Here is a 12,514-nt window from a genome sequence, read left to right as displayed (position 1 = left end):
TAGCAGGCAGGACGGCAACGATAATGCCGTTCTAAAACGCTAAACAGCGCAATTGGGATCATTGCTGGCGTGACAACGCAGGAGAGAAATCAGTGAAATACTTATTCATGGGCGTTTCATTTATTTTGTTTTTATGGGTAGGCACTTTTTTACTGATGCTGGAATAATCCTGACGATATTTCCTCATCGCTTTTAAGCCGCAGCATCTGACAAACATAATCATAAAATTCTATCAGGCACACACGAAAGACGAATAAACGACAGGCTGACGGCTCCCCGTCAGCCTGTTTTTTCTTTTTATGACTGGAATGTTATGACCGGAATGTTATGTTCAGAATGCTATATCCAGAATATCCGGCCCGAAATAGCGGCCATCGGCACAGGGCCTGCGCAATACGCAACAGCGCAGACTGCGCGCCATCACCTTCACAGGTGAACGTGACTCAACGCATTCACTGTCAGCGCCACGCCTCCCGCCAACGCAAGCCAAGGGCCAAACGCTAGCGGTTGTTGCATACTCGTGCGGCGCAACACTCGCCACGCCAGTGTTATCAACAGCCCGGCCAGCGACGCTATCAACACCACATTCGGCAATGCTTGCCACCCAACCCAGGCACCGAGCGCCGACAATAGTTTAAAATCACCGTGGCCTAATGCATCGCGCCCGGTTAACAGACGAAACCCCCAATAAATCGACCAGAGCGATAAATACCCTGCCATCGCGCCGATCACTGCCTCGCTGAGAGGCACAAAGGTGTCAGACAAGTTAAACAGCAGGCCCAGCCATAACAGAGGGAGTGTTAATACATCCGGCAGTAGCTGGGTTCGCGCATCAATAATCGCCAACACCAACAACAGGCTAAAACCGATGAGCGCGCCGAGCAGCGCAATACCGGGCGGCCAGAGCACACCGGCTAACACAAACAACAGCCCCGTCAGGCATTCGGTTAGCGGGTAAAGACCGGATATTTCACCGCCGCAGCAGCGCGCGCGACCACGCAGCCATAACCAACTGACGAGCGGAATATTATCGCGCGCCTTTACGCGCTGGTGGCAGTGCGGACAAGATGACGGCGGCCAGATAAGATCATAGCGGCCGCTTGACGCCCCCACCGGCATACCAAGCTGAAAACGCGCTTCTTGCTGCCAGCGGCGATCCAGCATGTGGGGTAAACGGTAAATGACGACATTCAGAAAGCTGCCAATGATAAACCCGAGCAGCAATAAGGCTACCAGCCAGGCGCGCGGAAACGCACTGGCGAAAGCGAACAGATCCATGGCGTTCTCCCCCATTCCATCCCTGAGCGTTCGCTATGCTGGCATAAGCAGATGGCCTACGCCAGCGCATCAAGGGATCGCAATGCGCTTTTGCGTACAGGCTCGCAGATAAACATTGCCGACATCAGCATGACCAGCATCAACATTACCGGCATCAACATTTCGGCATCGCCCACACGCTGGCGCGTTTTACAGCGTACGCTCTAGCGACAGACGCGTGACTTCCACCATGCCAGGGCTATTGGGCACCGATGACACATCCAGACCCTGAGTGGTCACACCGTTTTTTTGCTCCAGTTCAGCCAGCCAGTGCAACAGGTTATTAAAATCACTGCGCGCCAGCGTCACCGATACCTGAGACGCCTGGGGCTGAATGCGCAGTACCGTAATGCCATAACGCGACGCGCTTTGCGGCACCAATACCGTCAGGCTGATATCTCGCCCGGCAATTTGTCGCCGCGCCCCGTCAGACGGCGGTAAACGCGGAGCCTGCTGTTGCATCCAGCGAACGGTTTGGCGCTCTCTGTCAACCGTCATCTGCCATTGACGCGCCATCTCCTGCCACGGCACCCAGCATAAATAATAGAGCAGGCATAACATCACCAGTGCGCTGCAAGATAAGGTCATTAACCGCTCACGCGGACTCATTATCTGCCAGCGACGACGTAACTCATTCATGGCTGACTCCTTAGCACCAGTTGACCTTCGACATGATCCTTCTCTTGCTTCATCTCACCGGGTGGTATTTGGAAATAGGCTTGCGCTTGTTGTCTGAACTGCTCCATTTGCGCGTAGGATGTTGCGCGCAGGCTTAAGCGCAGCTCATCACGGCTACGTTCGTAAGAGAGCGACTGAAGCGAAACCCCTTCGTTTTGCGCCACCAGTTGTTGTAGCCGGTTCATTTGCTCCGTCAGCGCAAACCCGCTGCTGCCATTGCTGGCCTCCTGCAAGTGGCGCTGCATTTGTGCGCGCGGGTTAGAGACTTGCTTCTCTTCAGGAAAGAGCTTGCGATAGACGCGCACACTCTCCTGACGCCAGTAATCAGCCTGACGGTATAGTTGATAGTGCGTCCAGACCGATTCGCCTAACACCAGCAACAGCCAGGCAGCCAGGGCAATCAGCACACTGCGCCAGGGCAAAATGGCCTGCTGCCAGGGTTTGACCGGCGTAAACTCCGCCTGACGCAAATCCATGCTTAACGGTAAACTCGCTTGCGCGGCCAGCGTGAGCAAACCGGTGACGGGCTGTGGCTGCCAGGTTAATGCCGAGGCCGGAACCGGGCTATAGCAATGCACAGCCGGTAACGGCTGGAAACCGGCCAGCAGTGTCTGATACCAACTGGACTCAGCGGCCATCGCCACGCCGGAATCCTGACGAAACAGCCACACATTTTGATGATGGATAGCGCTCCAGGCGCTGTCTGTACGCGGCAGCACCAGCGCATCCGGCAATACGGTTTCAAGCGTCACGCCAAGCTCGGCACACTGCGCAAGCCAGGCCTGCAGACGCGATTTCTGCACCACCGCAACCATCGCCGTTTCGCCGTGTATGTCCATCACCGCAAAATGCAGTTGTTCGATATCACTGGCAACCTGCTCCTCCAGCATAAACGGAATAGCCTGTAGCAACTGGCGACGGGACTGACGCGGCAATGATAACGAATGAAATGTCACTTCTGTTGACGGCACCAGCACCCGCGCCGATATCACCGGATAGTCCGCCAGCACCGCGTGTAACTGCGCTAATGTGCCTTGCCCTTCGGTTAATACCTGATGGCGGTTGACTGACCAAATCAGCCACTCCATTTCATCGCAGGCATCGGCGCTCAGACGTAAAATCAGTTGCTGCTTACCGCTGACATTTTCTGTCCTGTTCATGGGTTCACCGTCCTATATCCCCCGTACTGACGCTGTACCACCTCGATCTGCGCACCTCGATGAAACAGACTGCGTTGATAGAATTCACTGTCATCTACCCGTATTTGAATGTCGGCAAAGAACCAATCGCTTTTGACTGCTAACACTTGCTGCACGCCATTTTTAGCGTTTCCTGCCAACCCGGATGCCCCGATAAAATCATTGAGATTGCGCCATCCTTGCGGCGGACGCTGCGTTAACAGACGCTCGGCATCATCAAGACTGAGTTCCCCTCTGAATAACGCCGATAACAAAGGCGCACGATCCGGCGTCAGGGTGTTGACGTTAATCACCAGTTTATCGACCGGTAAAACGCACACATATGGCAATAACCGTCGATATAACGCGGCGTCAACCCCAAGTACGGCGCGCAGCTCGCTGATATCCGTCATGCGCTGATTGCCCGGATGGAAATTCGCATAACTGTCATCTTCCGCGCCGTTCATCAGCGGTTCCGAGTCCTCATCAAGCCAGTCACGCACCGCATCTGTAACCTGATCGGCCTGTTTAGGGTCTTCGCCTAACACCAGCAATAACTGCCGAAACACCTGTGCGGCGTAAGGCCCATGCTCATCGCCGCCCACTTTCGGCGCAGAGGCCGTCTCGCCTCGATTGGCCGAGTTCTTTACGCTGTTCTGCGAAGAGGAACTGCTGCCCCCGGATGACGAGCCGTTACTTCCACCGTTATTAACCGTCGCCGCCTTTGGCGGCGGGCTGAGTGCATTTAAGTTAAGGCACGCCTGACCATCTTGAATCTGCGCGCGGATCTCGCTGCCATCCGCCATCTGCTGATGATCGACTCTCGACCACGCCTGGCCAAGAAACGTGCTCTCAGGCGAATCCAGCGCATCGCGTTGCAATGTGCTGGCCATCAATGCCTCTGCACCAAGCGCATACCAACGCGCCTGTGTGCGGTTAAGTAAATTACTGGTTCGCTGCCATGCCTTACCGCTACGCTCGGTAATCGAGGCCGCCACCGTCACCATCAGCGACAGCATCAACATCACGATTAACAGCGCAACGCCGCGTTGCTGACGCCGCCTCATGCATCACCTCCGCTGTTATCATCCGCCGCTGGCGCGCTGGACTCATCTGACGCAGGCGTATCGGTACTCTCCGCAGGCGTTTGCTCACCGCTGCCTTGGCCCTCGTCCTTATTGGTGCCCGGCCCTTTAGCTTGCGCAGGCTGATAGCGCGGGGTGACGATAAACATACGCGTTATCTCACCGTAATCGCGCAGTGTCACCACGACGGCGATACCTTGCGGCAGAACGGCAGGATCGTCCCAGTTATCCTGCCAACCGTTCTTACCAAAAAAACGCAACACGAAACCGGTCACGTTTGTGATAAGTGGTCGAACGGCAGCTTCCTGAGTAGAAAGCGGCTCCGATGAGTCATAAAAAAGGCGTTCCAGCACATCACCACGCAGCCGATACCCTACCCGCTGTAGCTCAGAGCGAGGCAATATGCCCAATGGATTCAACCAGCCGCCGCGAATAAAGCTAACAGCCCAATCGGTGCTGCCCAATTGATAACGTTCAGCGTAGAAACCCAGCTCATAGCCCTGACTGCGGCGCGGCACAATCTGCGAGAAATCGCGCTCTAGCAGGGAAAACGCGCGCTGTAATTCAGACAGTCGCGCCTCTTTGCGCGCTGAAGCCTCATCATTACGTATCACCCCATTCATCACTTGCGAGGCAGCCAGACTAAGGGCGGCAAAAATCGCCAGCGCCAGCATCACCTCTAACAGGGTAAACCCGTGGCTGCGCCTCACCGTACCGGCTCCCCTGGATTAACCTGATAGCTGCGCAACACGGCATCGGCCACCCGACTGTCCCGGTCATGACGCACTTCGACGTCTACGGCCCGCACCGACGGATCGCCCGTTGCAACGCCCTGAATACGCCAAAACCAACTGGAACCGGCGAAATTGACTTCGCCCTCCACCCATTGCGTTTGCGGCCACTGTTTTTCCAGCCGCATCGCCGCCTGCTGGTTTTCAGCTATCCACAGCGCAAGGGTTTTCTCCTCAAGCCGACTCAGGCTATTTGCCTGCTGTGCGGTGGTTTTCAGCACCGTGAGCCCCGCCAGCGCAAAAATCACCAACGCTACCATCACTTCAAGCAACGTCATTCCCTGTTGTTTCATGCGCAGACAGCCCTTAATGTTCCGATTCCTGCGAGGTTTGCACCCGCCCGTTGGTATCCACCTGAAGCCAGGCGGTGTCATTACCATTGCGCAGACCTAGACGAAACGGCGTGACCTCGCCACCGGGCAGAATCAAAATGTGCGGATCGCCATTGCCGGGGGAAAATCCCGTCCCCTCGCCCGACGCAGCCACCTGCGTCGTCAACTCAATCTGGAAGCTGGCGGGCAGTTCGCTGGGCGATGACATCCGATACGGTTGCCAGGGTATCCAGACATAACGCAAACGTTGCTGATCCTCCGGCGAATTCTCCACCACCTGACGTTGTAGCAAGGCGTATTGCCAGCGGTGGGGCTGGATATAAATCCCCAGAATATGGTCATTCATCTGACTATCCTCCACCGCATACTGCAATTGCGCCTTAAAACGGGCAATTTGCCATTCACTGCTTTGCTGTTTTGGCGCAGGGATTGCCATCATCACCAGCGTGGCAGCCACGCCCGCCAGCAACACCACCAGCATGATTTCCAGTAGCGTAAATCCCCGCTGCCGCACAGTTACTGATTCCCGCTTGCGTTGCCGTGGGCGCCGTTGCCTACATTCCAGTTGCCAATATCATCATCGGTTTCAGGCATACCGTCAGGGCCATAAGAGAACACGTCAATCTTGCCGTGACGTCCAGGGCTCACCAATTGATACTCAGCGCCCCACGGATCTTGCGGAAGACGGCGGATATAGCCATCCTGCGGGTAGTTACGCGCTTCCGGCGGCGTGGTGGGCTTCTTCACCAGTGCCGCCAACCCTTGCTCGGTCGTCGGATAGCGGCTGTTATCGAGCTTGTACATATCCAGTGCGCTTTCCAGCGCAACTATGTCGCTAATGGCTTTCTGCTTGTCGGCTTTTTCTTTGTTGCCCATCAGGTTGGGGACAACCAGGCTTGCCAATACGCCAAGAATGACGATGACCACCATAATCTCCAACAGGGTAAAACCTCGCTGACGTCGTTCCATCTTTTGTTACCTCAATTAACGTATCAATCTTTGCTACATACTCATCATGGTGTTCAATTGCAGGATCGGCTGAAGGATAGCCAGCACGATGAACAACACGATCCCCGCCATACTGACGACCAGTAACGGTTCAAATAACCCTAATGCCAGCGTCATTTGGGCGCTGAATTCTCTATCCTGATTATCGGCTGCCCGGGTCAACATACTGTCGAGCTCGCCGCTGCGCTCACCGCTGGCTATCATGTGGCGCATCATCGGCGGAAACAGCGCCGTCTGCTCTAACGCTTTATGCAGACTCACCCCTTCGCGCACGGCGTCTGTCGCCTGCCCGAGCCGGAAACGCGCATAGTCATTAGTCAACACGTCGCCGCTAATGCGCATGGCCTGAAGCAGTGGCACTGCGCTGGAGTTCAGAATACTCAGTGTGCGAGCATAACGAGCGGTATTCAGACCGCGCGCAATTCGCCCGATTAACGGCAACACTAACAGGCGTCGATGAAAGACCAGTCGGTACTTATCCTGACGTAGCAAGACCCGTGCGGCCATCACCACCAATACCAGTAACAGCACCACCCAAGGGCCAAAGGTTCTGACTGCATCGCTGACGCTCATCAAAAGGCGGGTTGAAAACGGCAGGGCCTGCTTCATGTGAATAAACTGCTCAACAACCTTAGGCACCACCGCCGACAACAAAATCGACACGACGGAAATCGCCACCAGCGTCAGCACACAGGGGTAAATCATCGCTTGCTGAATGCGGCTGCGCATCTGCTGGCGCTGTTCGGTGTAATCCGCTAATCGGTTGAGCACCGCATCCAGATGGCCCGAGGCTTCCCCGGCGGCCACCATCGCACAGTACAAACGCTCAAAGCTGCCGGGGAAATTCCCCATGGCCTCAGCCAGAGAATGCCCCTCGACCACTTTGGCTCGCACGGCTGCCATTAACCCGCTGAGTTTGGGTTTTTCACTCTGTTTTGCCACCGCATCAAGCGCCTCTTCCAGCGGCAACGCCGCTGCAACCAACGTGGCTAACTGGCGCGTTAACAATGCCAGATCGCTCGCGCTGATGCGGTAAGAACGACGCAAAGACAGCGAAAGCCCTGAACGGGTGTTGACCTCGCCCCGCTGCTCTGAAATTTGAACCGGTATCAGCCCCTTTTCACGCAACAATTGGCGGGCATGGCGCGCAGAGTCGGCCTCCTGCATCCCCTGACTCTTTTTTCCCTGAGCATTCAATGCCTGATACTGGAACAGCGCCATGTCATTCCTCTTTTGTTACCCGAACCACCTCTTCCCAGGTGGTGACGCCCGCCAGAACCTTATCCAGGCCATCCTGACGAATTGTTACCCGTTTTTCTCCCAACATACGGGCAATCCCTAACTCACTTTCGCCACGATGAATAGCGGTACGCACCGTATCATCGATAATCAACAGCTCATGGATACCTGTTCGGCCACGGTAGCCTGTGTAATTACACTTCTCACACCCGCCGGGGTGATACAGCGTCGTCGCCACAGGCAAGCCGGTTTGCTCCGCCTGTTCAGCATCAATCGTGTACGGCTGACGGCAGTCAGGGCATAGTGTGCGCACCAGTCGCTGGGCTAACACCCCCAGCAGAGACGTGGAGAGTAAAAAGGGCTCGACGCCCATATCCTGCAACCGCGACAACGCCCCAAGCGCACTATTGGTGTGCAAAGTGGACAAAACCAAATGCCCGGTCAGCGAGGCCTGCACCGCAATTTGCGCCGTTTCGCCATCACGGATCTCGCCCACCAACACCACATCCGGGTCTTGACGCAGAATTGCGCGTAGACCACGGGCAAACGTCATATCCACTTTCGGGTTAACCTGTGTTTGCCCGATGCCTTCAAGTTCATATTCAATCGGGTCTTCGACCGTCATGATATTACGCTCGGCTGAATTCAGGCGGCTTAACGCCGCATACAGCGTGGTACTTTTCCCTGAACCGGTCGGGCCCGTCACCAAAATAATGCCATGCGGTCGATGGATGAGCGTATCCAGTTTGCGGCGGTTATGTTCAGCCATCCCCAGCGTTTCCAGATCCAGCCGCACGCTGTTTTTGTCGAGAAGACGCAACACCACGCGTTCGCCATAGTTGGAAGGCAGCGTAGAAACGCGCACATCAATAGCGCGGCCACCGATGCGAAGCGCCATTCGACCATCCTGAGGAACACGCTTTTCCGCAATATCCAGCTTTGCCATCACCTTGATACGCGATACCAGCAAGGAAGCCAGTTGCCGCTGCGGACGCAGAATCTCACGCAATACCCCATCAATACGAAACCGAATCAGCAAATGACGCTCAAAGGTTTCAATATGAATATCCGACGCTTTGTGTTTGATAGCTTCCGTCAGCATCGCATTGATAAGACGAATAATCGGCGCGTCATCCTCTGCATCCAACAGATCATCGCTATCCGGCAGTTCCTCTGCCAGAGTATAAAAATCGATATCGTTGCCGATATCTTCCATCAACCGACGCGCCTCTTCAGAATCACGCTGATAGCGCATCACCAATTGCCGCTCAAACTCATCCGGGCTGACCTGTGTAATGGCAAGCTCACGTCCTGCCACGCGCCGCGCCTCCAGTAGTGCAGGCGCAGGTGTGTGTGGCACGCAGACGACTTCAGCCACCTCTGCGGCATCATTCTGCAAGAGCAGAATTTGCTGGGCGCGGGCAAACGCGAACGGCAATACCGGCCTTAACTCAGCCGTGTTGATGGGCTGATCGCTCATCGGCCCTCCGGCTGATAAAACGCGGCAATAGATGATTGCACCTGACGGAAGGTATAGCTGCCGCCGCCCGGCAAACGCACCGTATTGCTATCCAGTACACTGTTGCCCTCACCGCGTTGCTGCTGCTGCTCATTGTTAAAGCTGCGGTATTTGCTGACAGAGGCATCCTGGAACTGCTTGGGATCGCGAATAATCGTTGGGCGCAGGAACAACATCAGATTTCGTTTGTCCACTTTTTGGCTCTTCGAGCGGAACAGGTTGCCCAGCACGGGAATATCGCCTAATAACGGCACTTTGTTATTGGTTTCAACCGTGCTCTTATCGAGTAAACCGCCGACCACAACCGTTTCACCGTTTGTCACCATCACCGCGTTATTCACCGTGCGGGTATTAAACGTCGCACCCAGCGAGCTATTGGTGCTGCTGGCCGTGTCTGCCACACTGGACACTTCCTGCTCAATTTGCAGCAGCACCGAATCACCTTCATTGATCTGCGGTTTCACACGCAATTTAATGCCCACCGTCTTACGCTCAACGGTGTTAAAAATATTGTTCCCAGACCCTACCGTCGTTTGTGAACCGGTCAACACCGGCACTTCCTGCCCAACATTAAAGGTCGCTTCCATGTTATCCAGCGTGACGATACTCGGCGTGGCGAGCACATCGTTTTTGGTATCCTGCGACAAAGCGGTTAACAGCATTGACCAGTTACCCCGGTAAAAACCAGCGGCAATGCCGTTAAAGCTGCCCAGCGCGCTGGCGTAACTGGTCGTCAGAGTGCCGTCGCTGCGGTACTGATCGGTTCCGATAACCGCTGTTGAAATCGGAATACCAGTATTGGTGAACTGGGTCATCCCCGCCCGCTTATTCGCCCACTGGATTCCCAGATTCAGCCCGTCAGCATCCTGAATTTCAGCGATAATCGCTTCAACCAACACCTGCGGACGGCGGATATCGAGTTGATTAATCACCTGCTCCAGATCGCGCATGATATCGGGCGGCGCGGTGATAATGAGTGAGTTGGTCTGATCATGCGCGCGAACAATCACTTCCTTACCTTGAATGGTAATGGTGCGCCCGCCGGAGCTATTGGCTGAACCAAACGCCGAGCCAAACCCCATGCTGGAACTTGATGATGAGGATGAAGAACTGCCCGACGAGTTAGAGGAACTGGTTGTGCTGCTGTTATTGCTGTTGCTTAAACTGCTGCCAGTACGGGACGATGCGGAACGGGATGATCCAGACGAACCGTTGCGATTGCCGCTGGTTCCGTTACCCGCCAGCACCTCGATAAGATCCAACGCCTTAGCGTATTTCAGGTAGATAACTTTGGTGCCACCCTGCACCACCTGCTTGCGGTCCAGTTGGCGGATCATCTCGACTGCACGGTTACGCGCATTCTCTTCGCCACTGACCACCACCGAGTTGGTGCGCTCATCGGCAACCACATTCGCCACCATCGTACTTGGTAATGCATTTTTTTCATCATTCTTACCAAGTTCGTTAATTAATTTCGCCACATCTTCTGCCGAAGCATGTGTCAACGGCACCGTCACCATTTCACGGTCGCCGGTTTTATCAACAGTCGCGACGATTTCCACCAACCGTTTAATAACCGCCGCTCGTCCGGTCATCAACAAGACGTTCGAGGGCTCATAGTGCACCACGGTTCCCGCGCCAGCATTATCGTTTAACTGGCGTAACAATGGCGCCAGATCGCGAGCCGTCACATTGCTCAGTGGCACCACGCGAGTGACCAGCTCATCGCCGACACCGGGTTGCTCATTATTGGCTAATGGAATGGAGGAGGATTTTGCGTCTTTAGAGCGGATAACTTTTAATACGCCGTTATCCATCGGCACGACAGAAAAGCCATACACATCGAGGACGCTAAGAAAGAACTGATAATATTGATCTTCGTTCATCATATCGTAGCTGCGAACACTGATGGTGCCGCGTACGGTCGGATCAATGATCACCGTTTTGTTCAGGTTTTTACTGACGGTATTAATAAATTCTTGAATATCCGTCCCTTTGAAACTGGCGGAAAACTCAGCCGACCAGCTATATGTAGAGCCGAGCAGGAGAACGGTAAACCCCAGCCACCCCCAGCGTTTTTTTATCCTTTTGCCAAGCACGTTACTCTTCTCCCCCAAATTCCATATAAATATCCTGCCGTTGGCCATCCCGCTCCACGGTCAGGGTAAAGTTGTGCACATCAGCCATACGCTCCATGGCTTTTTTTGCTTGTTCCTCATCATGTAAATCAAGGCCATTCAGCGCGACAGCCAGGTCATTGTCCTGAAGCCCGACACGGTAAAACGAATCGCTCTTCGGCCCAGGATTCAGCCGATAACCTTGCAACTTGTTATCATTAATAATGGGGGAAAATGACACGTAATCGCTCATGGTTGTTGACGCACGCTGTTGCAGTTGCTCTTTGAGCGTCGCGCCTGGTGCGCCGTCCGAGCCCCCCTCTTCCTGACCATACAAGCCCAGCACCTCATAACGCCCCTGATATTGCAATACCACTTTATCCGTGCGAATTGACACAATTTTGGCGTTATAACCGGGCACCTCTTCATTGACGCCACGGCTGAATTGCTCGTTATCTTTGCTGATAATCGCAATAGAACGGGATTCGTCATTACCGACCATGACGCCAGTCAGCGAAAGATTCAACGTTGAAGGGGGGAGATCCGTCATCTGAGACGCATCCAGCGCACTGGGTTTGCCTTTATCGGGTGACAGGCCAAACAGTGTGAAATCATTCAAGGTCACGGGCTGCTGCCGCGCCTGAGCAGGCGTTATCTGCACACTGGCTATCGGCGTGTTATCAGGCAAGCCGACACGCCAGAAGATCATCGCCAGTTGTTGGCAAATCAACAGCATCAGAAGATAAAACAAGACCCGTCTGATAACAGACGGCGATAACGGTGGCAATTTCGCGATATTCATCTGCAAACATTATCCCTATGTGTTCGCCGATTATCCTTGCCGCATTCATCACGCGGCATAAGGGCCATACAACACCATATTTTTATCTACAAAAACATGGCATATCAATTTGTTACTGTGCTGACATCACGCGGATATTCCTTTGCTTTCGCTGGCGACACAGATGACCGGATAACTCCATTCACCTGTCTGACACACCATCAAACCGCAGAACATAACACCATGACATCCGCTAACCATGACGACTGCACCAGCGGTAAACGCCGCGTCAGCGCCAGCTTTTGGCCTGCCTAATCGTATTACCGGCAGACAGGCATCCTGTTTCCTGTTATGCCAGACGATTTGTCGCGCCGATGGCGCCGGGTAAGGGCTAAAAGCGCTCAACAATGTAACGCAGGTATAGGGCGAACAATCATCGGTTCAGCCACATTTTTTCCCACTATTTTTC

At 54.4% G+C, this 12,514-nt stretch carries 13 protein-coding genes; 1 reads left to right on the top strand and 12 read right to left on the bottom strand.

Annotation, left to right across the window (positions count from 1 at the left end; all coding sequences use genetic code 11):
- Nucleotides 1-107 precede the first annotated feature (107 nt).
- Entirely contained in the window at nucleotides 108-167 is a 60-nt protein-coding gene (gene ypdK / locus O1Q98_RS19765) for a membrane protein YpdK (RefSeq protein ID WP_099048981.1), read from the top strand.
- A 259-nt stretch (nucleotides 168-426) separates the two neighbouring features.
- Here ypdK and O1Q98_RS05300 read toward each other — a convergent pair whose 3' ends face one another.
- The 12 genes from O1Q98_RS05300 to gspC form a co-directional block, all read right to left on the bottom strand.
- Complete coding sequence (locus O1Q98_RS05300) at nucleotides 427-1,278, bottom strand: prepilin peptidase (protein ID WP_125260174.1); 852 nt, start codon at nucleotides 1,276-1,278, stop codon at nucleotides 427-429.
- A 189-nt stretch (nucleotides 1,279-1,467) separates the two neighbouring features.
- Nucleotides 1,468-1,956: a type II secretion system protein GspM gene (gene gspM / locus O1Q98_RS05295; RefSeq protein ID WP_125260175.1), complete on the bottom strand. Its 489-nt coding sequence runs from the start codon at nucleotides 1,954-1,956 to the stop codon at nucleotides 1,468-1,470.
- Nucleotides 1,953-3,155, bottom strand: a complete 1,203-nt coding sequence (gene gspL / locus O1Q98_RS05290) for a type II secretion system protein GspL (RefSeq protein WP_125260176.1) — start codon at nucleotides 3,153-3,155, stop codon at nucleotides 1,953-1,955. The genes gspM and gspL overlap by 4 nt, the downstream gene beginning before the upstream one ends.
- Entirely contained in the window at nucleotides 3,152-4,240 is a 1,089-nt protein-coding gene (gspK, locus tag O1Q98_RS05285) for a type II secretion system minor pseudopilin GspK (RefSeq protein ID WP_125260177.1), read from the bottom strand. The genes gspL and gspK overlap by 4 nt, the downstream gene beginning before the upstream one ends.
- Nucleotides 4,237-4,932, bottom strand: a complete 696-nt coding sequence (gspJ, locus tag O1Q98_RS05280; RefSeq protein ID WP_125260198.1) for a type II secretion system minor pseudopilin GspJ — start codon at nucleotides 4,930-4,932, stop codon at nucleotides 4,237-4,239. The genes gspK and gspJ overlap by 4 nt, the downstream gene beginning before the upstream one ends.
- Nucleotides 4,933-4,964: 32 nt before the next feature.
- On the bottom strand, nucleotides 4,965-5,342 hold the full coding sequence (gene gspI / locus O1Q98_RS05275) for a type II secretion system minor pseudopilin GspI (protein ID WP_125260178.1): 378 nt from the start codon (nucleotides 5,340-5,342) through the stop codon (nucleotides 4,965-4,967).
- Between the two features lie 13 nt (nucleotides 5,343-5,355).
- A complete protein-coding gene (gene gspH / locus O1Q98_RS05270; protein WP_125260179.1) occupies nucleotides 5,356-5,895 on the bottom strand; it encodes a type II secretion system minor pseudopilin GspH in 540 nt (179 codons plus the stop codon).
- 2 nt (nucleotides 5,896-5,897) lie between these two features.
- Nucleotides 5,898-6,350: a type II secretion system major pseudopilin GspG gene (gspG, locus tag O1Q98_RS05265; RefSeq protein ID WP_125260180.1), complete on the bottom strand. Its 453-nt coding sequence runs from the start codon at nucleotides 6,348-6,350 to the stop codon at nucleotides 5,898-5,900.
- 33 nt (nucleotides 6,351-6,383) lie between these two features.
- A complete protein-coding gene (gene gspF / locus O1Q98_RS05260) occupies nucleotides 6,384-7,610 on the bottom strand; it encodes a type II secretion system inner membrane protein GspF (protein WP_125260181.1) in 1,227 nt (408 codons plus the stop codon).
- Nucleotide 7,611: 1 nt separating this feature from the next.
- Complete coding sequence (gene gspE / locus O1Q98_RS05255; protein WP_125260182.1) at nucleotides 7,612-9,108, bottom strand: type II secretion system ATPase GspE; 1,497 nt, start codon at nucleotides 9,106-9,108, stop codon at nucleotides 7,612-7,614.
- Nucleotides 9,105-11,246, bottom strand: coding sequence for a type II secretion system secretin GspD (gene gspD / locus O1Q98_RS05250; protein ID WP_125260183.1), 2,142 nt, complete (start codon nucleotides 11,244-11,246; stop codon nucleotides 9,105-9,107). Before gspD ends, gspE begins: the two co-directional genes overlap by 4 nt.
- 1 nt (nucleotide 11,247) lies before the next feature.
- Entirely contained in the window at nucleotides 11,248-12,066 is an 819-nt protein-coding gene (gene gspC / locus O1Q98_RS05245; RefSeq protein WP_125260184.1) for a type II secretion system protein GspC, read from the bottom strand.
- Nucleotides 12,067-12,514: the final 448 nt, after the last annotated feature.

It is taken from the genome of Dickeya lacustris (genome assembly GCF_029635795.1).
Classification (GTDB): Bacteria; Pseudomonadota; Gammaproteobacteria; order Enterobacterales; family Enterobacteriaceae; genus Dickeya; species Dickeya lacustris.
Note: the sequence above shows the minus strand (reverse complement) of the source record. Positions and strands in the feature narration are given on the sequence as shown.